Source organism: Ralstonia sp. 25mfcol4.1 (assembly GCF_900104095.1).
Lineage (GTDB): Bacteria > Pseudomonadota > Gammaproteobacteria > Burkholderiales > Burkholderiaceae > Cupriavidus.
Genome location: NZ_FNJO01000004.1, coordinates 24,002 through 45,829 on the forward strand (window position 1 = coordinate 24,002; position 21,828 = coordinate 45,829).

The 21,828-nt window shown below is 65.3% G+C and carries 20 protein-coding genes; 7 read left to right on the forward strand and 13 right to left on the reverse strand.

Translation table 11 applies throughout. The features are described from left to right. Positions 1-50 precede the first annotated feature (50 nt). From BLQ58_RS08690 to BLQ58_RS08700, 3 genes are all read right to left on the reverse strand, one after another. The gene (locus tag BLQ58_RS08690; RefSeq protein WP_092596580.1) at positions 51-1,328 is read right to left on the reverse strand and encodes a YeaH/YhbH family protein; all 1,278 of its coding nucleotides are present in this window, start codon (positions 1,326-1,328) and stop codon (positions 51-53) included. A 72-nt stretch (positions 1,329-1,400) separates the two neighbouring features. Then, the gene (locus tag BLQ58_RS08695; protein WP_092596583.1) at positions 1,401-3,323 is read right to left on the reverse strand and encodes a PrkA family serine protein kinase; all 1,923 of its coding nucleotides are present in this window, start codon (positions 3,321-3,323) and stop codon (positions 1,401-1,403) included. An 879-nt stretch (positions 3,324-4,202) separates the two neighbouring features. Then, positions 4,203-5,117 carry an SDR family NAD(P)-dependent oxidoreductase gene (locus tag BLQ58_RS08700; protein WP_092596586.1) on the reverse strand — a complete coding sequence of 305 codons (915 nt, stop codon included), beginning with the start codon at positions 5,115-5,117 and terminating at the stop codon, positions 4,203-4,205. Positions 5,118-5,252: 135 nt separating this feature from the next. Between BLQ58_RS08700 and BLQ58_RS08705 the strand changes: the two genes are divergently transcribed. Further along, positions 5,253-6,155 carry a LysR family transcriptional regulator gene (locus tag BLQ58_RS08705; RefSeq protein WP_092597306.1) on the forward strand — a complete coding sequence of 301 codons (903 nt, stop codon included), beginning with the start codon at positions 5,253-5,255 and terminating at the stop codon, positions 6,153-6,155. 67 nt (positions 6,156-6,222) lie between these two features. Here the strand turns inward: BLQ58_RS08705 and BLQ58_RS08710 are convergent, their stop codons facing one another. Then, positions 6,223-7,227, reverse strand: a complete 1,005-nt coding sequence (locus BLQ58_RS08710) for a tripartite tricarboxylate transporter substrate-binding protein (protein ID WP_092596589.1) — start codon at positions 7,225-7,227, stop codon at positions 6,223-6,225. Positions 7,228-7,492: 265 nt separating this feature from the next. Here BLQ58_RS08710 and BLQ58_RS08715 point away from each other — a divergent pair, with 265 nt between their 5' ends. From BLQ58_RS08715 to BLQ58_RS08725, 3 genes are read left to right on the forward strand one after another with little or no spacing between them, the layout of a single operon-like run. Beyond that, positions 7,493-8,662: an acyl-CoA dehydrogenase family protein gene (locus BLQ58_RS08715; protein WP_092596592.1), complete on the forward strand. Its 1,170-nt coding sequence runs from the start codon at positions 7,493-7,495 to the stop codon at positions 8,660-8,662. A 22-nt stretch (positions 8,663-8,684) separates the two neighbouring features. Beyond that, a complete protein-coding gene (locus BLQ58_RS08720; protein WP_092596595.1) occupies positions 8,685-10,058 on the forward strand; it encodes an MmgE/PrpD family protein in 1,374 nt (457 codons plus the stop codon). A gap of 23 nt (positions 10,059-10,081) precedes the next feature. Continuing rightward, positions 10,082-10,948: an HTD2 family dehydratase gene (locus tag BLQ58_RS08725; RefSeq protein WP_092596598.1), complete on the forward strand. Its 867-nt coding sequence runs from the start codon at positions 10,082-10,084 to the stop codon at positions 10,946-10,948. Here BLQ58_RS08725 and BLQ58_RS08730 read toward each other — a convergent pair. The 7 genes from BLQ58_RS08730 to BLQ58_RS08760 all read right to left on the reverse strand — a co-directional run bounded on the left by BLQ58_RS08730 (position 10,945) and on the right by BLQ58_RS08760 (position 18,265). Next, a complete protein-coding gene (locus BLQ58_RS08730) occupies positions 10,945-12,351 on the reverse strand; it encodes a DUF1996 domain-containing protein (protein ID WP_175459869.1) in 1,407 nt (468 codons plus the stop codon). The genes BLQ58_RS08725 and BLQ58_RS08730 overlap by 4 nt on opposite strands. Positions 12,352-12,472: 121 nt before the next feature. After that, complete coding sequence (locus tag BLQ58_RS08735) at positions 12,473-14,014, reverse strand: acetolactate synthase large subunit (protein ID WP_092597309.1); 1,542 nt, start codon at positions 14,012-14,014, stop codon at positions 12,473-12,475. Between the two features lie 44 nt (positions 14,015-14,058). Continuing rightward, complete coding sequence (locus BLQ58_RS08740) at positions 14,059-14,808, reverse strand: GntR family transcriptional regulator (RefSeq protein ID WP_092596605.1); 750 nt, start codon at positions 14,806-14,808, stop codon at positions 14,059-14,061. 158 nt (positions 14,809-14,966) lie between these two features. Next, complete coding sequence (locus BLQ58_RS08745) at positions 14,967-15,908, reverse strand: DUF535 family protein (RefSeq protein WP_254775859.1); 942 nt, start codon at positions 15,906-15,908, stop codon at positions 14,967-14,969. A 419-nt stretch (positions 15,909-16,327) separates the two neighbouring features. Next, positions 16,328-16,531, reverse strand: coding sequence for a CsbD family protein (locus tag BLQ58_RS08750; protein WP_066741149.1), 204 nt, complete (start codon positions 16,529-16,531; stop codon positions 16,328-16,330). 102 nt (positions 16,532-16,633) lie between these two features. After that, positions 16,634-17,206 carry a hypothetical protein gene (locus BLQ58_RS08755; RefSeq protein WP_092597312.1) on the reverse strand — a complete coding sequence of 191 codons (573 nt, stop codon included), beginning with the start codon at positions 17,204-17,206 and terminating at the stop codon, positions 16,634-16,636. A 300-nt stretch (positions 17,207-17,506) separates the two neighbouring features. Then, on the reverse strand, positions 17,507-18,265 hold the full coding sequence (locus tag BLQ58_RS08760; protein ID WP_254775880.1) for a substrate-binding domain-containing protein: 759 nt from the start codon (positions 18,263-18,265) through the stop codon (positions 17,507-17,509). Positions 18,266-18,507: 242 nt separating this feature from the next. Here BLQ58_RS08760 and BLQ58_RS08765 point away from each other — a divergent pair, with 242 nt between their 5' ends. The 3 genes from BLQ58_RS08765 to BLQ58_RS29435 all read left to right on the forward strand — a co-directional run bounded on the left by BLQ58_RS08765 (position 18,508) and on the right by BLQ58_RS29435 (position 20,464). After that, positions 18,508-19,116: a TetR/AcrR family transcriptional regulator gene (locus BLQ58_RS08765; RefSeq protein ID WP_092596614.1), complete on the forward strand. Its 609-nt coding sequence runs from the start codon at positions 18,508-18,510 to the stop codon at positions 19,114-19,116. Between the two features lie 92 nt (positions 19,117-19,208). Further along, a complete protein-coding gene (locus tag BLQ58_RS29430) occupies positions 19,209-19,907 on the forward strand; it encodes a YbfB/YjiJ family MFS transporter (protein WP_254775860.1) in 699 nt (232 codons plus the stop codon). A gap of 44 nt (positions 19,908-19,951) precedes the next feature. After that, a complete protein-coding gene (locus tag BLQ58_RS29435; RefSeq protein ID WP_254775861.1) occupies positions 19,952-20,464 on the forward strand; it encodes a YbfB/YjiJ family MFS transporter in 513 nt (170 codons plus the stop codon). A gap of 15 nt (positions 20,465-20,479) precedes the next feature. Here the strand turns inward: BLQ58_RS29435 and BLQ58_RS08775 are convergent, their stop codons facing one another. Then, entirely contained in the window at positions 20,480-20,920 is a 441-nt protein-coding gene (locus BLQ58_RS08775) for a MarR family winged helix-turn-helix transcriptional regulator (protein ID WP_092596617.1), read from the reverse strand. 105 nt (positions 20,921-21,025) lie between these two features. After that, positions 21,026-21,787 (reverse strand): DUF4410 domain-containing protein, encoded by a 762-nt coding sequence (locus BLQ58_RS08780; RefSeq protein WP_092596620.1) that lies wholly within the window; start codon positions 21,785-21,787, stop codon positions 21,026-21,028. Positions 21,788-21,828 lie beyond the last annotated feature (41 nt).

Sequence of the window (21,828 nt, forward strand, 5' to 3'; positions counted from 1 at the left end):
GGATGCCGGCCCGCGCCCCGCGCAGCGCCGGTTTGCTGCCGAATGCCCTGCTATCTGGTGGCCGGCCACGCCGCGCGTTTCTGGAACAGGTCGTGCAACACGGGGTAGATCTCGTCCGCACCGATGATGCGCTGCATCGCGAAGTGCTCGAACTGGTTCTTAACCGTGAGGTACTCTTCCCAGAGATTCTGCGGCTCTTCCGAAGCCACCTCCACATACGCGTAGTACTGCACCAGCGGCAGGATCGACTCGCGCAGCAGCCGGCCGCACAGTTCGGAATCCCCTGCCCAGTTATCGCCGTCCGACGCCTGGGCGCAATAGATGTTCCACTGGCTCGGCGGATAGCGCTCATGAATCACATCAACCATCAGCTTCAGCGCGCTCGAAACCACGGTACCACCGGATTCCCGCGAATGGAAGAAATCCTCCTCCTCCACCTCCTTGGCCACCGTGTGATGGCGGATGAACACCACGTCGATGCGCTCGTAGTTGCGCTTCAGGAACAGGTACAGCAGCATGAAAAACCGTTTGGCCAGGTCCTTGCGGCTTTCGTCCATCGAGCCCGAAACGTCCATCAGGCAGAACATCACCGCCTGCGCCTGCGGCCGCTTCTTTAGCACGCGGTTGTTGTAGCGCAGGTCGAGCTTTTCGATGAACGGCACGCGGTCCACCTGGGCCCGCAGGTGGCGCATCTTCTCCATCAGCGCCTCGGCCTGTTCGGAATATGGCCCTTCCTTCTCGAGCACCTCGTTGTACTCGATCTCCAGTTCGTGCAACCGCTTCATGTAGGGGCTGGACAGCGCGATACGCCGCCCGAGCGAACTGCGCATGGTGCGCAGGATCGACAAATTCGATGGGGTGCCGTCGATGGAGAAGCCGGCGCGCACCTTGCGCACCTCGGCAATCTTGGCGAGGTGGCGCTTGGCCAGGTCGGGCAGCGCCATGTCCTCGAAGAAGAAATTCAGAAAGTCCTCGCGCGACAGCGTGAAGACGAAATCGTCCTCGCCTTCGCCGCTGTCGCTGGCACGTGACCCGGTACCACCACTGCCCTGCTGCTGGCGGTCGAAGCTGTCACCCCGGACGAATTTCTTGTTGCCGGGGTGAATCCACTCCCGCTTGCCGCCCTGGCCGTGGTGGAAGATCGGCTCGGAGATGTCCTTGACCGGAATGGACACCTGCCCGCTCTGCTCGATGTCCATGATCTTCCGGCCGGACACCGCCTTCGCCACCGCCTGCCGGATCTGCTCGCGGTAACGCTTGATGAAGCGTTGCTTGTTGACGGCGCTCTTGTTGCCGCCGTTCTCGCGCCGATCGATGACCGTACCCATATGCCGTCTGTCCGCCGTGGTAAGAGACGCCAGGAAAAGCGCGCCGTGGATAAAGACCGCGTCCGGAACCGGTTACGAAGATTTCCTGACGCGCAGATACCACTCCACCAAAAGTCGAACCTGCTTGGGTGTATAGCCTTTCTCAACCATGCGGTTGATGAAGTTCTCGTGCTTTTCCTGATCCTCGCGCGACGACTTGGCATTGAACGAGATGACCGGCAGCAGGTCTTCCGTGGTGGAGAACATGCGCTTTTCGATCACCATCCGCAGCTTCTCGTAGCTGGTCCACACCGGGTTCTTGCCCCCGTTGTTGGCACGGGCCCGCAGCACGAAGTTGACGATCTCGTTGCGGAAGTCCTTCGGGTTCGAGATACCGGCCGGCTTTTCCACCTTCTCCAGTTCGTCGTTCAGGGCATTGCGGTCCAGGATCTCACCGGTATTCGGATCGCGATACTCCTGATCCTGTATCCACAGGTCCGCAAACACCACGTAGCGGTCGAAGATGTTCTGGCCGTACTCGGAATACGACTCCAGGTAGGCGGTCTGGATCTCCTTGCCGATGAATTCCACGTACGGCGTGGTCAGGTACTCCTTTATGTACGACATCAACTTGGCTTCCTGCTCCGGCGGGAACTGCTCGCGCTCGATCTGCTGCTCAAGCACGTACAGCAGGTGCACCGGATTGGCCGCCACCTCGGTATTGTCGAAGTTGAACACTTTCGACAACACCTTGAACGCGAAGCGGGTGGACAAGCCGTTCATGCCTTCGTCGATGCCTGCGTAGTCGCGATACTCTTGATACGACTTCGCCTTGGGGTCCACGTCCTTGAGGCTCTCGCCGTCATAGACGCGCATCTTCGAGAAGACGTTCGAGTTCTCCGGCTCCTTGATCCGCGTGAGCACGGCGAACTGCGCCATCATCTTCAGCGTGTTTGGTGCGTTGGGCGCCGCCGACAGCGAACTGCTGCGAAGCAGCTTGTCGTAGATCTTCACCTCGTCCGACACGCGCAGGCAGTAAGGCACCTTGACGATATAGATCCGGTCAAGGAAAGCCTCATTGTTCTTGTCCGCCTTGAACGTCTGCCACTCGGCCTCGTTCGAGTGCGCGAGGATGACGCCATCGAACGGAATCGCTCCAAAGCCTTCCGTGCCCTTGTAATTGCCTTCCTGCGTAGCGGTCAGCAGCGGGTGCAGCACCTTGATGGGTGCCTTGAACATTTCCACGAACTCGAGCAGGCCGCGATTGGCCAGGCACAGGCCGCCCGAATACGAATAGGCGTCCGGGTCGTCCTGCGGGAAGTCTTCGAGCTTGCGGATGTCGACCTTGCCAACCAGCGACGAAATGTCCTGGTTGTTCTCGTCGCCCGGCTCCGTCTTCGAGATGGCAATCTGCGCCAGCACCGACGGGCGCAGCTTCACCACACGGAATTTCGTGATATCCCCGTTGAACTCGTGCAGCCGCTTGACGGCCCATGGCGACGGAATGGTATTCAGGTAGCGCACCGGAATGCCATAGTCTTCCTCCATGATCTTGCCGTCCTCTTCCGGCGAGAAGAGCCCGAGCGGAGATTCATGGATGGGCGAACCCTTGAGCGCGTAGATCGGAATCTCTTCCATCAGCGCCTTGAGCTTCTCGGCCAGCGACGACTTGCCACCTCCGGGAGGCCCAAGCAGGTACAGGATCTGTTTGCGTTCTTCCAGGCCCTGCGCCGCGTGCTTGAAGAAGGAGACGATCTGTTCGATCGTGTCTTCCATCCCGTAGAAGTCGCGGAACGCCGGGTAGACCCGGATAACCTTGTTGAAGAACAGTCGGGACAGGCGCGGATCGTGGTGGGTATCCACCAGTTCAGGCTGTCCGATAGCGGCGAGCATGCGTTCGGCGGCAGTCGCGTAGGCAGCAGGATCCTTCTTGCAGATCTCCAGGTATTCCTGGATGCTGTATTCCTCTTCCTTGCGCGCTTCGAATCGCGTGGCGTAGTGGCCAAAAATGTCCATACCTCACTCCCGTCAGAGTCCCACGTCCGAGGCGAAGGTAGTTCTACTCCCCTAAGACTTCGCGGCAACTTTGCTTTCCGCCACCCCGGCTTGGTGGAGTTGCCAAGTTGCGAAGTCTTTACTTCATCATAGTCAAATAACGGTGAACGTGAATCCCGAGTTGACTTCAACTGCCTGTCGGTTCGGTCGCTGCGATGCACGCTCATGCCATGCACGCATTGCGACTGGACCCTCGTTTCATCACCCCGCCGCGACGGGCCATCGACCATGCTTGTGACACACATTACACCTTTCGAGTGCGTCCTGCACAGCGTGTTGTGTAACGACCTATCAAATCCAGAAACATCTGACAGGCCCTGTCGGCAATGGTCCTACACCCATGTCGCCGCTGTGGATGGATAACCTTCCAGCCCCCATCGTCCAAATGCATGATTTGCACCGCTTTTCGCATATCGACCTGCGCAATACCCGCATCACGGTGCGTGCATCGGCCCGCGCATCGCTTGCCTCCGCTTGATCGGTCCTGCAACGACTTGAGCGATGCCCCTGATCGCGTCATGGCTGCCGGATGCGTCATCGCTGCGACCACGCGTCGCACCCATCAGCACTGTCCGAACGGGAGTGCCAGTGGGCGGGCGCGTGCATGCACCGATTTAGCGTGGGATCCACGCCCGCGCCGCACAGTCCGAGTGCGTGAGGCCGCCATGACGGAGGATGAGCAGAATGCGTGCCACGCGCGGACGGATTGCTGCACTGCAGCGCGTGGCGACGAGGGCGACGAGGGCGACGAGGGCAACGCGGGCGACGCGGGCGACGCGGGATAGAAGCGCCGGGACAGGCCTGTGGCAAGGGGCAAGCGCCCCTTGGCCTGCAGTCGGATCAGATCGGATCCCAGTTGATGACATCGGGCGATCGATCCAGCTTGAAGAAGCTCGAACGCATCGCCGGCATGGCGATCTCGGCCACGGTCTCCGGGGTCCAGCCTTCGCTGGTATGCACCGAGCGCACCGGACGCGGCTGGCTCATCAGCATGATTTCGTTGGCGCGTACTGCGAAGATCTGGCCATTGACCTCGCTGGCCGCATCGCTGGCCAGGAACACCGCCACCGGCGCGATTTTTCCGGCTTCCATCTTCTGCAGGCGCTGCACGCGGGCCTTCTCCTCGGCCGTCTCGGCCGGGATCGAGCTGGTCATGCGGCTCCAGGCAAATGGTGCGATGCAGTTCGAACGCACGTTGAAGCGCGCCATGTCCAGGGCAATGGATTTGGACAGCGCGGCAATGCCGAGCTTGGCCGCCGAGTAGTTGGCCTGGCCCAGGTTGCCGATCAGGCCCGACGTCGACGTCATATGGACGAAGGCGCCGCTTTCCTGGTCCTTGAAATAGTTGGCGGCGGCGCGGCTCACAAAGAACGTGCCGTGCAGATGCACGTCGATCACCGAGCGCCACTCCTCCTCGTTCATCTTGAAGAACATGCGGTCGCGCAGGTTACCGGCGTTGTTGACCACGGCGTCGATGCGGCCGAAATTGTCGAGCGCGCACTGGACGATGGCATTGGCGCCCGCCCAGGTTGACACGCTATCGGTATTGGCCACAGCCTCGCCGCCGGCCGCGCGGATTTCTTCCACCACGCGCTGCGCCGGCCCGGCGTCGCCGCCTTCCCCGCTCATCGACACGCCCAGGTCGTTCGCCACCACGCGCGCACCGGCTGCGGCCATGCCCAGCGCGATGCCCCGGCCGATGCCCCCGCCTGCGCCCGTCACCACCACGACCTTGCCTGCCATCATTCCACTCATCTTCGACTCCTTGCGTGCGAGATTGCCGGGTTCCGGAACGTCACCCGTTCTATTGCCAACGCACATACGATAAATTGTCGGCGGAGTTTCTGGAATTCACGAATGACAAAAGTGGGCTTCACGCTCGCTGAACCCATGCACTACGACCTGACCGACCTGCGCCTCTTCCTCAACGTCGGCGAAACCGAAAACCTGACCCGCGCTGCAGAACGCAGCTTCCTGTCGCTGCCGGCCGCCAGTTCGCGCATCAAGCAGCTGGAAGAGGCCTTTCAGACCCAGTTGCTGATCCGCCAGGTCAAGGGCGTGCGCCTGACGCCGGCCGGCGATGAACTGCTGCGCCACGCCCGCGAGGTGTTCCGCCAGCTGGAATGCCTGCATGCGGACCTGCGGCCCTACGCCAAGGGCGTCAAGGGCCGCGTGCGGCTGCTGGCCAACACCACGGCCACCAACTCGTTCCTGGCCAACGGCCTGTCACGCTTCCTGTCCGAGAACCCCGATGTCGACGTCGAACTGGAGGAACACCTGTCCGCCGATATCGTCTCGGCGGTCGGCAACGGCGCCGCAGACCTGGGCATCGTGGCCGGCGAGGTGGCGACGGCCGACCTGGACACCATGCAGCTCTGCAGCGACGAGCTGATCGTGATCGCCCCGGTCAATCACCCGCTGCCGGCCTTCAAGGCACTGCATTTCGCCGATTTGCTCGATACCTGCCGCTTCGTGGGCCTGAACCAGTCGTCGGCCATCCAGTCGTTCCTGGACCGTATTGCCAGCGGCATGGGCAAGCGCATCAGCCTGCGCATCCAAGTGGGCAGTTTCGATGCCGTGTGCCGCATGGTCGAGGCCGGCGCGGGTATCGCCATCGTGCCCAACAGCTGCGCACGGCGCTACGCCAGCCGCAAGGTGCTGCGTTTCATCCGGCTGGAAGACGACTGGGCCCGGCGCGAACTGCGCCTGGTGCGCCGGCCCGGCCGCGAGCTGCCGCAGTTCGCGGAAACCCTGATCCGCTATCTGTCCGACGCGGCACGAGAGCCGGTGTAGGTCGGTTTTGCGCGTTGTTCCCTCTCCCGCCCGCACGCGGGAGAGCGGAGACAACCATCGGTCCTGCTTAATCCGCGCTCACCCCCGCAGCCTTGATGATCGGCGACCATTTGTCGATCTCCGACGCCAGCCAGCTGTGCAGGCCTTCCGGCGTCTGCTTGTCCGCCGGCACGATCACCGCGCCGAGATCCTTCATGCGGGCCACCACGGCCGGGTCCTTGAGCGCCGTGCGCAGCGCGCCGTTCAGCTTGTCGATCACGGCCGGCGGGGTGTTCTTCGGCGCATAGACGCCGTGCCAGACCTTGACTTCGAAGCCCTTCAGCCCGCCCTCGCGCAGCGTGGGCGTATCGGGCAGCGCCGGAATGCGTTCCGCCGTGGTCACGCCGTACAGCTTGACCTTGCCCGACTTGATATGCGGCAGCGTCTGCGTGGTCTGGTCGCAGAGGATGTCCACCTGGCCGCCCAGCAGCGCGGTCAGCGCAGGTGCCGTGCCCTGGTACGGAATCGTCTGCAGGTCCACGCCGATCGCCTTCTGGAACAGCATGCCGCACAGCTGCGACACGGCGCCCAGGCCCGCGTTGGCCAGATTCACCTTGCTCTGGTTCTGCTTGATGTAGCTGACCAGCTCCGGCAGCGTATTGGCCGGCAGGTCGTGGCGGCCCAGCAGCGTCATCGGCACATCGGCCACCTGCCCCACGAACGAGAAATCGGTCAGCGGCTTGTAAGGCAGCTTGGAGTACAGCGCCGGGGCCGTGGCCATGCCGTTGTGGTGGATCAGGATCGTATAGCCATCCGGCGCGGACTTGGCCACGTAGGCGGCCGACACGGTGCCACCGGCGCCAAGCCGGTTCTCCACCACCACGCTCTGGCCCAGCGATTTCGACATGGCCGCCGCCACCGAGCGCGCCACCACATCGGTCGGCCCGCCGGCCGCGAACGGCACGACCATCGTGATCGGCCGCGACGGATAGGGGTCCGCCGCCCTTGCGATGCCTGGCGCCGCAACGGCCACGGCGGCAGCCGCCAGTGCGGCCCAGGTCACGGATGCTGAAAGTTGCCGGTAGAACGTCATTCACTGTCTCCTGTCTGGTCTGCGCGTATGACACGCGTCTGGTTGTTCTGGAATCGTGAGCCGCAGGGTGCAAGCTATGGGCGCGGCACACAATTCCGATTTGCCGAAGGGAGGACACGGCCCCGGAAAACCCACGGGATTACCCTGAGCCGATTCCGGCCTCCATCCCTAAGCCGGACAGAAGCCGCGCTTCAGCAAATGCGAATGTTGCTGCCACGGCGGCTCGGGAATAATGGCCTCACCCCCGACATAGACGGACATTGCCATGCACGCTGCACAGGACCAAGACCAGATTTACCCCGAAATCCGCGAGGCCGTACGCGACCTCTGCCAGCAGTTCGACTCCGCGTACTGGCAGCGCATCGAGGAACACAACGGCTTTCCTGAGGAATTCGTCCAGGCGCTGACCCAGGCCGGCTGGCTGTCCGCGCTGATTCCCGAGGCCTATGGCGGCTCGGGCCTGCCGCTGACCGCCGCGTCGGTCATCATGGAAGAGATCAACCGCAACGGCGGCAATTCGGGCGCGTGCCACGGCCAGATGTATGTGATGGGCTGCCTGCTGCGCCACGGCTCCGACGCGCAAAAGCAACGCTGGCTGCCCGGCATTGCCTCGGGCGAACTGCGCATGCAGTCGATGGCCGTGACCGAGCCCACCACGGGCACCGACACCACCAAGCTCAAGACCACCGCCGTGCGCCGTGGCGACAAGTACGTGATCAACGGCCAGAAGGTTTGGATATCGCGGGTGCAGCACTCCGACCTGATGCTGCTGCTGGCCCGCACTACGCCGCTGGATCAGGTGAAGAAGAAGTCCGAAGGCCTGTCGGTGTTCGTGGTGGACCTGCGCGAGGCCATCGGCAACGGCCTGACAGTCCAGCCGATCCGCAACATGGTCAACCACGAGACCAACGAGCTGTTCTTCGACAACCTGGAAATCCCCGCCGAGAACCTGATCGGCGAGGAAGGCCGCGGCCTCAAGTACATCCTCGACGGCCTGAACGCCGAGCGCATCCTGATCGCCGCCGAATGCATCGGCGACGGCTACTGGTTCGTCGAGCGCGCCAGCGGCTATGCACGCGAACGCATCGTGTTCGACCGTCCGATCGGCCAGAACCAGGGCGTGCAGTTCCCCATCGCGCGCGCCTTCGTCAACGTGGAAGCGGCCAGCCTGATGCGCTACAAGGCGGCGCAGCTGTTCGACGCCGGCAAGCCGTGTGGCAAGGAAGCCAACATGGCCAAGCTGCTGGCGGCCGATGCGTCGTGGGAGGCCGCCAACGTCTGCCTGCAGACGCACGGCGGCTTCGGCTTCGCCGCCGAATACGACATCGAGCGCAAGTTCCGCGAAACGCGCCTGTACCAGGTGGCGCCGATCTCCACGAACCTGATCCTGTCCTACGTGGCCGAGCACGTGCTCGAACTGCCGCGTTCGTTCTGACCGCCCGACGCCTACGCCGAACATGCCCAACGAAACCTATCCGACGCGCCAGCTCTGCGAATTCCTGGCGCAACTGAAGCTCTCCGACGTGCCCGCTCCGGTGGTCGAACGGACCAAGGACCTGTTCCTCGACTGGATCGCCTCCGCCATCGCCGGCAAGGACGCGCCGGCCATCCGCCGCATCCAGGAGTTCGCCGCAGCCATGGGGCCGCAGTCGGGCGATGCGGAGGTCTTTGTCGACCGTCGCCGCACATCGCCCTACTTCGCCGCGCTGATCAACGGCGCGTCGTCGCATGTCGTGGAGCAGGATGACGTCCACAACGGTTCGGTGCTGCACCCGGCCGCCGTGGTGTTTCCGGCCGTGGTCGCCGCCGCGCAGGCCGAGGGCAAGACCGGCGCCGAGGTGCTGCTGGCATCGATCGCCGGCTACGAGGCCGGCATCCGCATCGGCGAATTCATGGGCCGCTCGCACTACCGCGTGTTCCACACCACCGGCACGGTAGGCACGCTGGCCGCCGCAGCCGGCGTTGCCAAGCTGTATGGGCTGGACGCGGAGGGCATCAACCAGGCGCTGGGCTCCGCCGGCACGCAGGCCGCCGGCCTGTGGGAATTCCTGCGCGATGCGGCGGACTCCAAGCAGCTGCATACCGCCAAGGCGGCTGCCGATGGCCTGCAGTCGGCCTGGCTGGCCCGCGCGGGCTTTACCGGCGCGAAGCAGATCCTCGAAGGCGCGCAGGGCATGGCGGCCGGCATGTCGAGCGACGCCAACCCCGCCGCGCTGACCAACGGGCTCGGCACGCGCTGGGCCACAGCCGAGACCTCGTTCAAGTTCTTTGCCTCCTGCCGCCACACGCACCCGGCGGCCGACGCGCTGAAGGCACTGATGCAGCGCGAAGGCCTGCAGGCCGAACAGATCGACGCCGTGACCGCACATGTGCACCAGGGCGCCATCGACGTGCTGGGCCCGGTGGTCAATCCGGTGACGATCCATCAGGCCAAGTTTTCGATGGGCACCGTGCTGGGCCTGGTGGCCGTGCACACGCATGCCGGGCTGGGCGAGTTCGAGCAGCACGCGCTGCAGGACCCGCGCATCGCCGCCTTCTGCAACAAGGTGACGATGGCGCTCGACGACGAGATCAACGCGGCCTACCCGCGCCAGTGGATCGGCCGCGTGACGGTGCGCACCACCGATGGCCGGGCCCTGGAAGCAAGGGTCGATGTGCCCAAGGGCGATCCGGACAATACGCTGTCGCGCCCGGAACTCGAAGCCAAGGCCGTCCAGCTGGGCACGTTCCGCCACGGCGCCAGCGAGGCCGAAATGCGCGCCATCATCGACCGCGTGTGGCGCCTGGACCAGCAGGCCAACGTCAACGACTGGCTGCCCGCCAGCCGGTAACCACCCACCGACCACCCATCGCCATGACCTCCCTTACGCTTGAACAACTGCGCGAATGGATCGGCCGTTCGGAGTCGCGCACCGAGACCCTGGCGGCCGAGCCGGTCCACGCGCTCGCGGCCACGTTCGATCTCGATGGCGCAGCCATCGCCAGCCAGCCGCTGCCGCCGCTGTGGCACTGGCTGTACTTCCTGCCCCGCGCGCCACAGCACACGCTCGGGCAGGACGGCCACCCCACACTGGGCGGATTCCTGCCGCCCGTGCCGTTGCCGCGCCGCATGTGGGCCGGCAGCGAGCTGGCCTTCCACCGTGGGCTGCGGGTCGGTGAGACGGTCACCCGTACGTCGACCATCACCGACGTGCAGCACAAGGCCGGCCGCACCGGCGAGCTGTATTTCGTGTCCGTCGACCACGCGTTCACGGTCGGCGGCGAAACCGCGCTCACCGAGCGGCACGACATCGTCTACCGTGCCATGCCGCCGAAGGGACAGCCCCAGCCGCCGCGCCCGGCGCTTGAGCAGACCGCGCAGTTCGGCCGCACGCTGCAGGCCGACCCCACGCTGCTGTTCCGCTTCTCGGCGCTGACGTTCAACGCCCACCGCATCCACTACGACCTGGACTACGTGCGCGACGTGGAAGGCTATCCCGGCCTGATCGTGCATGGGCCGCTGCAGGCCATGCTGATGCTGGAACTGCTGCGCCACGAGCGTCCCGACGCGCGCGTGACGCGGTTCGGCTTCCGCGGCCTGGCGCCGTTGTTCCACCAGGACACCGTGGCCGTTGGGGGTGCCGACGATGCCGGCACGCCGGGCCGCGTGCTGCTGTGGACCGGCGACAATGCCGGCGGGCAGGCCATGTCGGGCTGGGCCGAGACCGAAAGCCGCGCCTAGTGGTGGATCGGATTGAGGGTCATCATCAGCTGCAGCGGCGGGTTGGCGGTGTCGCGGCTGCCAAACGTGTAGATGCGATCGCCGTTGCCGCGCAGGCAGAACGCGATGGTGTCCTTGCCTTCCGCAATGGCTTCGTTGATGGCCTTGCCGACCTTGAACGTGCGGTACTGGATCACGTTGTCCAGGTACATGTCCGTCATGGTGCCCTCGCAGGGCGGCGCATTGTTGGCCGTGATGGTGTCCTCCGTCCAGTCCGTCGACACGCGGTACAGGCGGATGATGGCGGCCGTCGTGTCGGTGGTGTTGCCGCCGTAGATCCGCAGCTGATAGTCGGGCGTGAAGTTTGACGGCACGTTCACCGCACCCTGCGGGATGCGGAACTTCATGTAGATCATCGACTCCGGCGTGGTGCCGCTGGCCCGCTGCGCGTACAGCGACAGGTCGTTCCCATAGTTCCTGTCCGCCGTGTCGCCGCCGCGTACCGTGGCATCGCCAAGCGACTCGCTGTACGCGTAGGGCACCTGCTTGTTGCAGAGCCGGCCCGCGTTCAGGCAATAGTCGGCCATGTAGCGCAGCGATTCGTCGCGCCATCCGTTGAAGAAGTCGGCGTGCGCGGTGTAGAGGGTGCCCCAGTTCTGCGCCACCACCCTGCCAAACGCGTCCAGCGTGGGGTCCATCGACAGCCGGGCCTCCGTCAGGTCGGTCACCTGGCCGATCATGTAGGCCAGGTTCAGGTTCACCTCCGGGATATGGATGGGATGCGTCGCCGGGCAGACGCCCTGCTTGTCCGGATACACCACGTTTTCGATCACGCCCTTGATGGGCGCCAGGTTCCGGCCGTCCCAGCACGTCGGGAAATTCACGCCGATATTGAACTGGGTGCCTTTCTCGGGATCGGGCACGCAGTCGGTGGGAATCGTGTTGCTGTAGCCCCGTCCGTTACACAGGAACGATATCCTCGGATTGGGCAGCGCGCCGTTGTGGTCGCCGGCCAGCATCCGTAGTCCTGCCGGCAGGGGCTCCACGCGCACGCGGCGCCCCGACGGCACCGCCACGTTCGTGTAGTAGGTCTTCTGGTACGTGGGCGGCACGATCCTGCCATCGGGCAATTTCAGTGCAGGCGCCCAGTACGCCGTGGTGTCGGCCGCGTTCTCGCAGGTCGTGCCATGTTCGGCGCGCAGCGTCTCCGGCGTCGACAAGGCGTTGGCCGTGGTGTTGCCCAGAAAGTCGTGGATCATGGCGACGCCGGGCTTGCCCGGGTAGACGATCGGATCGTCCGCCAGCGTGTGCGAATAATCGCAGATGATCGTGGCATTGCCGTCGGCGACCGATTGCGCGGAGACGCCGCCCGCCATCGCCAGGCCGCAGCACAGTGCGGCCCACTGCATTCCCGATTTCTTCATGATGTGCCCCCTTGGACGAAGTACGCAGGTTGATGCTGCTGCGCGTCCATCCCGGGGGCAATGGAACATCATGGGTCAGCGCCGGCCCATGCAGGGACCGGCGCTGCGGCCGACCGGCCGCTCAGATGACCAGTTCGATCAGGAACGGTCCCTTGCGCTGGTTGGCCTGCTGGAACAGGTCGTTGAACGCGTCCATGCTGTCGGCGCGCGCCGCTTCGACGCCCATCCCGTTGGCCATCTTGACCCAGTCGAGGTCCGGATTGCCGATGTCCAGCATGTCCATCGCCGTCTTGCCTGGGTTGGCGCCCACGCCAGCCAGTTCGCCCAGCAGGATGGCGTACTTGCGGTTGGCCAGCAGCACGATGGTCACGTCGAGCTTTTCGCGGGCCATGGTCCACAGCGATTGCAGCGTGTACATACCCGATCCATCGGCCTGCAGCGCCACCACGCGGCGGTCGGGCGCCGCGATGGCCGCGCCCGTGGCCAGCGGCAGGCCGGCACCGATCGCGCCGCCGGTCAGCTGCAGCCAGTCATGGGGCGCGGCGTGGACGGTGCCCGGATAGAACGCACGACCGAAGCTCACGCTTTCTTCCACCACCACGGCCTGCTCGGGCAGCAGCGCGGTCAGCGACTGGGCCACCGCTTCGGACGTGATCGCGCCCTTTGCGGCCTCCACCGGCATCGTCGTCGAGGCGGGTAGCTGTGCGTTACGCGCGCCGAGTTCGTCGGCCAGGCGCGTCAGCGCCTCGCCCAGGTCTTCCTCGGGGCGGGCCAGCACATGGATCGCCGCATCCTCCGGATACGGGCGCGGCGACTTGCCGGGATAGGCGAAGAACGTGACCGGAGGCGGCGCACCCACCAGGATCACGTTGCGGATGCCGGCCAGCTTCTGGCGCGCGGCGTCGCCCGAGTACGGAATCCGGTCGATGGCCAGCCGGCCGCGGCCACGCGTCACGCGCGCATTTGACATTGGCGTGATCAGGCGGGCATCGGTGGCGGCCGCGATGCGGTGGGCATCGGCCAGTGCGCCTTCGCGCAGCGCGCTGCCAGCCAGCACGATCAGCGTCGGCTGCCCGCTGCGCAGGATGCGCGCGGCATTCTGCACGGCGTCCGGCGACACCTTCGGCACGGCCAGCGGGGGCAGCGGCGCGGCCACCTGGCCGCCCTCGTCCCAGCACACGTCGGACGGCAGGATCAGGCTGGCCACGCCGCCGGGCGCGCTGCGCGCGGCCTGCACGGCCACGGCGGCGTCGGCACCCACCGACGCGGCATGCGTGGCGGTGCGCGTCCACACGGACACGGGTCGCGCCCAGCCTTCGGTATCGGCGGTCAGCGGTGCATCGAGCGGGCGATGGTAAGTGGCCTGGTCGCCAATGATGTTGACGATCGGCGTCTGTGCGCGGCGGGCGTTGTGCAGGTTTGCCAGGCCATTGGCCAGCCCGGGCCCGCAATGCAGCAGCGTGGCGGCGGGCTTGTCGGCCATCCGCGCGTAACCGTCGGCCGCGCCCGTCACCACGCCTTCGAACAGGCCCAGCACGCAGCGCATGCCGGGGATGCGGTCCAGGGCGGCCACGAAGTGCATCTCGCTCGTGCCGGGGTTGGCAAAGCAGGTATCCACGCCGCAGGCCAGCAGCGTCTTCACCAGGCTCTCTGCACCGTTCATCTTGTCGTGTGTCTCCATCTTGGGTTCCGTGCGGTTGGCGGTTGTCAGCAACGATTGGCGAGCAGGTCAAAATCCAGGCAGACGTACTCGGTGGGAAATTCGATACGCGCGTAATAGACGATCACATCGTCGACGCAGGCGAAGCGTCGCAGTTCGGCCACGGGCGCGCCCACGGCCAGCTCCAGCGCGCCGGCGCATTCCGCGCCAGCCGGCACGATGGACAGGCGCTGGCGGGCGGCATTGACCTTGACGCCGGGAAAGCGGTCGAGCACGGGCACCGACGCGCCCTGGCGGAATGCCTCGGGCTCGCGCGCAAACACGTCGGCGGCGATATAGACCTCGCCCACGGCGAATGGCCGCCCCTCGAGGCGATGCGCGCGGCGCAGGAAATGGTAGGCGTCGGCGCGCCGGGCGTCGCAAGGCATGCCCAGATCGTCGGGCAGCTGCACATCGGCGGTGGATTCCACCATGGCCTCGGTGGATAGCTGGTCACCCACCGCCACGGCCTGGTCCCAACTGATTGGCAGCGCCAGCGGGCGGCGCGCACGGCCGGCGGCCTTGACGAAGGTGCCGCGGCCGCGCGAGCGCGCCACGAGCCCTTCGGCATCGAGCTGGGAAATGGCGTGATGCATCGTCATGCGCGCCACACCGTACTGGCGGCACAGGGCATCGAGCGATGGCAGCTGCTCGCCCTGGCGCCACGCACCGCTCTCGATCTGGCGGCGGAATATCGTGGCGAGCTGCAGGTAGACGGGCTCGCGGCTGCGGGAAAGAAGATCGGTGGCGTCCGGCATCGGGGGCACATGGCGCGGCCGGCCGGCGCATGACTGCACCGGCGCTTCAGGCCGATACCGGACTCTATTAAAAGTCTAGCTGGCTAGACTACTAGGGTTTACGCCCCGCTCGTTCCACCCTGCGGGCCGGGGTACACCCATATCGGGTGGCCAGCGGTTCAGGCTGCCGGAATGACCGCCAGCGCAAACCCGTCGTTGCTGGCCGTTTCGGCCTGCGGACGCAGGCCCAGCGCGACTGCGTGGCGGATCGATGCCGCCAGCGCCTGCTTGCGCCGCCATGCCGAACGCTTCTTCGACGCCACTTCCGAAATGTCGCGCTCGGGCTGCCGTACCGGTATTTCGAAGTTGCCGTTGGACAGCGCCATGCCGTGATATTCCGTCCAGAAGCTTTCGTAGTCTGCCTGGATATCGCGGGGACGGTGGCGCTGGCGTCCAACGTGATTGGCGCGCGATACCGCAACGATCCGGCGCGCGCCGATCTGACCGGCCAGCGCCAGCAGCGCCTGCATGAGCGCGTCCTTGGGCCGAAGGCCGTCGCATGCCTTGGTGGCGGCACGGATCCAGCCCAGGCTGGCGTCGTTCATCGGGCCCTGCAACCCGCCTATATAGAGTTCCACGCCATCGGCGGCACGTCGCAGGTAAAAGCTCAGTTGCGCCAGGCTGGCCCCCGTTTCGTTGTCGATCCAGTAAAGCCCGAGTTCGCCTTCCTTGGGATTCGGTCCGGGGTCGGTCAGCCGCAACGTGTAGCGGCCATCACCGAAAGCCCAGTCCAGTCCACCGCCCAGATAAATACGGTCGCAGACGCAGTCCGGTAGCGCATCGTGCATGAGCGAAAAATGCTCAAGCACCAGCCGGGCGCGCTCACCAAAGCACAGGCCGTAGGCTCCGAGCGGCCGAAACGGCTTTTCCAGCACCACCGGACGTGCGGCAATCACCCGCTCCAGCAGCGCGCATGAAGACGCAGCGCTCAGCCAGGACTGTGTCGTACTGCGACGGATGGCCGAAAGCGCGACAAGTTTGATGCGCCGCGACAGCCATTTGCGGCTGCCAGTCGGATAACAGAATGTTGAAACCGACGCGACCGCGCCGAGATAGCGCACATAATCGGCCGGAAAAAGATGAAAAAATCCCCCTGCGTGGCTCTGAAGGCCCTGCAGGCATGAAACTGGTCCATGCACGACTGACTGCTCCCCTGGTTGGCATGCCGGTCTTTCTTCGAGACCTGATCACGCAGTGACGACCCTCGCATTTACGGCCGGTATCCGGCGCAAAGCGGCCGAACCGCCTTTGTTGGATTTGTTCGTGGGGAAGGCGGGTCCGGCTCGTAATATTCCGTAACGCGTTGAAATATTGTCGGTTGACACTGTTACAAATCATCGACAAGCCCGTAACAATGCCTTGGGCAGGCGACAGTTGCCCCATCAACGAAAAAAGGCGGAGCCCGAGGCCCCGCCTTTTGATCGTCACGCGTGTCCGCGCATGACGCGTGGTCCGGCCTTGTGGGCCGGGACGTGCTGGCTTACCAGCGAGCGTCCCGTTCCCAGGCCTTCATTTCCTCTTCCGCCCGTTCCTTCGTGTAGCCGTAGCGTTCCTGGATCCGGCCGGCCAGTTGGTCACGCTTGCCGTTGATGACGGTGATGTCGTCGTCGGTCAGCTTGCCCCACTTTTCCTTGATCTTGCCCTTGGCCTGATCCCATTTGCCTTCGATCTGGTCCCAGTTCATATCTGGCTCCTTCGTGTGTCAGTGGACTGTGGATCATTGCGTTGCGGCGTCACATACGTGCCGGTTCGCGCGTCTGCCCATAGGGGCTGGCATGCTCTGGTCTTACTTGGCGTACTTGGCCTTCACATTGGCCTGGCACTTGTCCTTGGCATCGCCGGACATCGCGTCGCACTTTTCCTTGTCAGCCTTGTAGGCGGCGTTATTGGTGTCCTTGCGGGCATCGGCGCGGGCCTCGGCCACGTCAGTGCTGGTCCCGGTGGCGGCCGCCTTGTCGACCTTGGCTTCGCCCAGGGCGCGTTCGTGCGATGCCTTGGCTTCCTTCACGCACACGTCCTTGTCGTTGCCCTTCTTGTCGTCGCACATTTCCTTGGCCACGTCATAGTCGCGGTCGGCCTTGGTCTTCAGGGCCTTGGCGTGAGCCTTCTCGGTGCCGTCGCGCTTGGCTTCGGCGTTGGCCTTGGCCACGTCGTGGTCCCGCTTGGCTTCGGCCTTGCAGACGTCCTTGGCATTGCCGGACATCCCGTCACATTTGCTCTTGGCAGTCTTGTAGTCGGCATCGGCCTGCTTCACGGCGGCGTCATAGTCCGCCTTCGAACCAGCCTGCGCATAGGCCATGCCCATCGGCGCGGCCACCATCATCGAACATACTGCTGCACTCAGCCACTTCTTTGCGATCATGTCGTGCTCCTTTCTCGAGGTGGATACCTGTCGGGCCCGGCAATCTCCGCGTTGCAAGCTGCTGGATTGCGTTGTGGCCCCGCTGTAGTTGCAGGTTATGTTTTGCCACCCCGCCGAAGCAGAAGGCCGCTGCTGAAACATTCGTAAGACAATTCCCACAACATCACATTTGCTTAATGCAGGCGTCAAAGCGGAAGGCAAGGCACGCCGTGCGGCATGAGGTGGCCGTCCAATGAAAAAGGGCCGGCATGGGCCGGCCCCGGGCGATGACTGCAGCCCTTAAAAACGGCGTCGAGTTCAGTGGGGCACGGAGTCGAGACCGGTTTCCTTCACCACGGCCTGCGCGGCAGGTGCCGCAAGGAATTCCAGCAAGGCCTTCGCCTCGGCGGGGTGCTCTGCCTTGACCGGCACGCCGCCCGCGAAGCGCGTGACGGACTGCACCTCCTCGGGAATGCGGCCCGCAAACGTCACACCCGGCACGGGCAGCAGTTCGGCCACCTGCTGGAAGCCGATCTCGTACTGGCCATTGGCCACCGTCGACGCCACCGGGATCTTTTCCACCTTCTTCGCCTTGGCGGCCAGCGTCGGATCGCCGAGCTTCGTGAACAGCTCGCGCTCCACATAGACCCCGCTGGCGCTGTCCGAATACGCAATCGACTTTGCCTGTGCGAGTGTCTGGCGCAAGGCGTCCACGGTGCGGATATCTGGCACGGTCGCACCCTGGCGCACCACCATGCCGATTCGGGAGTCCGCCAGCTCCACGCGCGACTGCGGGTCGACCACGCCCTTCTTGATCAGGTCGTCCAGCGCGTAACCCACCATGATGACCACGTCGGCATGCTCGCCACGCGCCAGCCGGTTCGGAATGGCCTCGGGCGACTTGCCCATCGACGGACCATGTTCGGTGTCCAGCCGGGCACCATGCTGCGCGGCGAAGTCGGGCGCCAGCTTCTGGTAGGCCGCCGTAAATCCGCCAGAAATCATCACGTGGAGATTGGGCGCCTGCGCGGGCGGCTCCACGGTGGCCTGCGCATGGGCACCGGGTGCCAGCAGCATTGCCGAGGCAGCACCCGCCGCCGTCCAGTTCTTGATCATGTTTTGCGTCTCCTTGTGGGGTCCAGGCGGTACTTACCCGCAGGACTATAGGGACGGCGGGCGTGTGCAGCCAAGTCACATTTCACGAAGACCACTTCACGAAAACTGAAGCACGGTGGCCGACAAGGAACTTGTGTTTTGTATCGATCGCTCTATAATCCGTCCTACGATTTCATACAGATCGATACAAAACGAGATCCGCCATGGCACGACCCCGACAATTCGATGCGAACGCGGCGCTGTCCGCAGCCCAGGCCACGTTCTGGGCCAAGGGCTACCACGCCACGTCCACGCGGGAACTGACCCAGGCGATGGGCCTGACCCAGCCCAGCCTGTACAACGCGTTCGGCGACAAGCGGCAGCTCTTCATGCAGGCGCTGGACGACTACCTGAACCGCACGCTGCGCGAGCGCATCGACCGTATCGAGGCCAGCTATCCGCCGGCGCGGGCGCTGGTGCAGTTCTTTGCCGAAAGCGTCGAACGCGGCGCCACCGAACTGCCGCACCGGGGCTGCATGCTGATCAACACGGCGCTGGAGGCCTCCAACGAAGACCCCGAACTGAAAGCGGCCGTGGCGCTCGAACTGTCGCTGCTGCGAGCCTTCTTCGGGCGGGCGATCCGCGCGGCGCAGGCGGAAGGCACCATCGCCACCGTCCACGACCCCGACGACGCCGCGGCCATGCTGCTGTCGCTGCAGGTCGGCATGCGCGTGCTGTCGCGGGTCATGCCGGACCGTGCCCTGCTGGAGGCCTCGGTGCGGCCCGCGCTGGCGTCGCTGGGCCTGCAGGCGGCCGACGGCCCACCGGCCTAGAACCGCCCACCCTCCTGTTTTCGACACGCTCCCACGCGGCCCGGCGCCGCGTGGCGGAGACGTTCGCCCCCGACATTCGTGAAGGAAAAACCATGTCACAAGATGCCCCCGCCGTCGCACCCGTTCCGGGCGCCCCCGCCGACAGCCGATTGCTCGACACGCGAGCCCTCCATGCCGCGTTTGCCGGCCTGTCCGCCAGCCTCGTGGCCATCGGCCTGGCCCGCTTTGCCTACACGCCGCTGATTCCGGCGCTGATCCAGGCCCACTGGTTCAGCGCGGCCGATACGGTCACGCTGGGCGCGGCCAACTTTGCGGGCTATCTGGCCGGCGCGCTGCTGGGGCGGCCGCTGGCGGCGCGGACGTCCAACCGTCATGCACTGCGCTGGCTGATGGCGGCCGTCACGGCGGCGTTCTTTGCCTGCGCCTTTCCGCTGTCGGTCGGCTGGTTTTTCGTCTGGCGCTTTCTGTCCGGCCTGTCGGGCGGCGCAATCATGGTGCTGGTGGCCACGGCGATCCTGCCGCATATCGCGCCGGCCCGACGCGCCTTTGTCAGCGGCATGATCTTCCTGGGGCTCGGTATCGGCATCGCCGCATCGGGCACGCTGGTGCCGGAACTGCTCAAGCTCGGCCTGCGTACCACGTGGTTCGGCCTTGGCGCCGTGTCGCTGCTGCTGACCGCGCTGAGCTGGGCGGGCTGGCCTGCCACCGACACGCCGCCGGGCATGCCGGCGGCCACCGCGGCCGGCCACCATGCGGCCGACGGCGCGCTGGCGTCGCATCGTCGCGCGTAATCTATATCCAGTACGCAGCCAATGCCCTGGGTCTCGTTCCGGCGATGATGCTGCTGGTGGATTACGTGGCACGCGGACTGGGCCAGGGCGCGTCGGTGGGCGCGGGATACTGGGTGCTGTACGGCATCGCCGCGATTGCGGGTCCGGTGCTCAGCAGCTGGCTGGGCGGCCGGATGGGCTTCGGCAACGGCTACCGCATTGCCATGGTGCTGCAGGGGCTGGCGGTGGGCCTGCTGGCGCTATCGCACCATACGGCGGCGCTGTGGGTGGCCACGATCGTACTCGGCGCCTTTACCCCCGGCATCGTGCCGATGGTGCTGGGCCGCGTGCAGGAACTGCTGCCGCATGACCCCACGGCGCAGCGCGCCGCGTGGAGCCGTGCCACCGCATCGTTCGCGCTGTTCCAGGCGCTGGGCGGCTATGGCTATGCGTGGCTGTTCTCGCATACGCACGAGAACTACACGCTGATCTTCGCGTGCGGTGCGGTGGCCATGGCCGTAGCGTTCGCGGCAGACTTCACCGTGCGCCGGGCAGCGCCGGAGCGTGCCCCGGCATGAATCGGGACGGCGGCCTCAGCTGCCGTCCGCGAACTTCTGCAGCAGGCGCATGAATTCGCTAAATTCGGTCTCGGTGAAATTGCGCAGGCGATGATTGAGCACTTCGGGCGCGATATGGGGCAGTTGCGCCGCCACGTCCCTGCCCTTGTCGGTCAGGACCAGGTGGATGACGCGACGGTCCTCGTCGCTGCGCTGGCGCTGCAGCAAACCCTTGTTCTCGAGCTTGTCCAGCATGCGCGTCATCAGGCCGGTGTCGATGCCCAGCAGCCGGCTGATCTCCAGCGGCGTGCTGGCCATCCCGCGCATCAGCGACAGCAGGATGCCCATCTGCTGGGCGGTAATGTCCAGCGGGCGCAGCGCGGCATCCATCTCCATGAGCAGGCTGTTGCGTGCCCGGTTCAGGTGAAAGCCGACACTTTGCGTTAGCTGGAAGTTTTCGCGTGTGTAGTGTTTCACGGCATTTCAGGCAAATCAGGAAATGCCAATGTATCTGAGGCATCAGAAAAAGAAAAGGACGCCACTGCGGCGCCCCTCGTTTCGATCCGTTTCAGAGCGGACGATTCAGATACGTGCGGCCCCGCCCTGCTGGCCCAGTACGGCCATCACCTGCCTGACCACCGCGTCGCCCACGCGCTGCGCTTCGCCGGCAACGCTTTCGCGCCGGGCTTCGGTCGCCCCATGCACGCCGGCGCTGGCCGCCACCGACGTGGCCACGTGGCTGGCTGCCGCGCCCACGCCGGCCATCTCGGCCACGCCGGGCATATGGCCGCTGTCGGCGCTAGTATCGAACAGCGCCAGCGGAATCGGCTGGGCATGAGCCGGCTGGTACAGCACCTGGACCGATGCCGACACATCGCTCTTGCCCGCGCCCAGGCCAATCATCGTGCGACGGCGCTGCTTGCCTTCGTCGATCCTGTCGAAGCGGCCTTCCACGATCAGGGCGTTGGCGTCGGCGGGCACCGGACCGTCGATCCGCACGGCATGCAGCCCCCTGGCCTGAAGCTGGCGGACGATCTCGTCTGCCGTGGCATTGCGCGCGGCCAGCGCGGCCTGGTCCTGGGCGCTGCCGCCCGTGTCGCCCGAAGCCATCGCCTTGATCCGATGCATCATCGTGTTATCGACCTTGACCTGGCTGGCACTCACGTCGAAGCCGCGCACATAGACCACATCGGCCTGCACCTGCGACAGCGAGGCGGGCACAGACGCTTCGGAGATCATCGTCGTGGCCGACGCGCCGCCAGCCATCATCATCGATGCCGCCGCCACGGCGGCGATGGTCAGTTGCCTGGCGGCGCGCGAGAGGGTCTTGAAAGTGGTCGTCATGATAGGGGTCCTTGCTGGTGGTTTCGGTTGGCACCGGACAT

Excerpts from the sequence above, each read along its gene's own strand:
- BLQ58_RS08695 (WP_092596583.1), bottom strand. The coding sequence starts at position 3,323 with ATGGACATTTTTGGCCACTACGCCACGCGATTCGAAGCGCGCAAGGAA.
- BLQ58_RS08700 (WP_092596586.1), bottom strand. The coding sequence starts at position 5,117 with ATGAGTGGAATGATGGCAGGCAAGGTCGTGGTGGTGACGGGCGCAGGC.
- BLQ58_RS29435 (WP_254775861.1), top strand. The coding sequence starts at position 19,952 with ATGATGCTGCTGGTGGATTACGTGGCACGCGGACTGGGCCAGGGCGCG.
- BLQ58_RS08760 (WP_254775880.1), bottom strand. The coding sequence starts at position 18,265 with ATGCTGCTGGCACCCGGTGCCCATGCGCAGGCCACCGTGGAGCCGCCC.
- BLQ58_RS08765 (WP_092596614.1), top strand. The coding sequence starts at position 18,508 with ATGGCACGACCCCGACAATTCGATGCGAACGCGGCGCTGTCCGCAGCC.
- BLQ58_RS08730 (WP_175459869.1), bottom strand. The coding sequence starts at position 12,351 with ATGAAGAAATCGGGAATGCAGTGGGCCGCACTGTGCTGCGGCCTGGCG.
- BLQ58_RS08780 (WP_092596620.1), bottom strand. The coding sequence starts at position 21,787 with ATGACGACCACTTTCAAGACCCTCTCGCGCGCCGCCAGGCAACTGACC.
- BLQ58_RS08750 (WP_066741149.1), bottom strand. The coding sequence starts at position 16,531 with ATGAACTGGGACCAGATCGAAGGCAAATGGGATCAGGCCAAGGGCAAG.
- BLQ58_RS08720 (WP_092596595.1), top strand. The coding sequence starts at position 8,685 with ATGCCCAACGAAACCTATCCGACGCGCCAGCTCTGCGAATTCCTGGCG.
- BLQ58_RS08690 (WP_092596580.1), bottom strand. The coding sequence starts at position 1,328 with ATGGGTACGGTCATCGATCGGCGCGAGAACGGCGGCAACAAGAGCGCC.
- BLQ58_RS08715 (WP_092596592.1), top strand. The coding sequence starts at position 7,493 with ATGCACGCTGCACAGGACCAAGACCAGATTTACCCCGAAATCCGCGAG.
- BLQ58_RS08705 (WP_092597306.1), top strand. The coding sequence starts at position 5,253 with ATGCACTACGACCTGACCGACCTGCGCCTCTTCCTCAACGTCGGCGAA.
- BLQ58_RS08740 (WP_092596605.1), bottom strand. The coding sequence starts at position 14,808 with ATGCCGGACGCCACCGATCTTCTTTCCCGCAGCCGCGAGCCCGTCTAC.
- BLQ58_RS08735 (WP_092597309.1), bottom strand. The coding sequence starts at position 14,014 with ATGAACGGTGCAGAGAGCCTGGTGAAGACGCTGCTGGCCTGCGGCGTG.
- BLQ58_RS29430 (WP_254775860.1), top strand. The coding sequence starts at position 19,209 with ATGTCACAAGATGCCCCCGCCGTCGCACCCGTTCCGGGCGCCCCCGCC.
- BLQ58_RS08725 (WP_092596598.1), top strand. The coding sequence starts at position 10,082 with ATGACCTCCCTTACGCTTGAACAACTGCGCGAATGGATCGGCCGTTCG.
- BLQ58_RS08710 (WP_092596589.1), bottom strand. The coding sequence starts at position 7,227 with ATGACGTTCTACCGGCAACTTTCAGCATCCGTGACCTGGGCCGCACTG.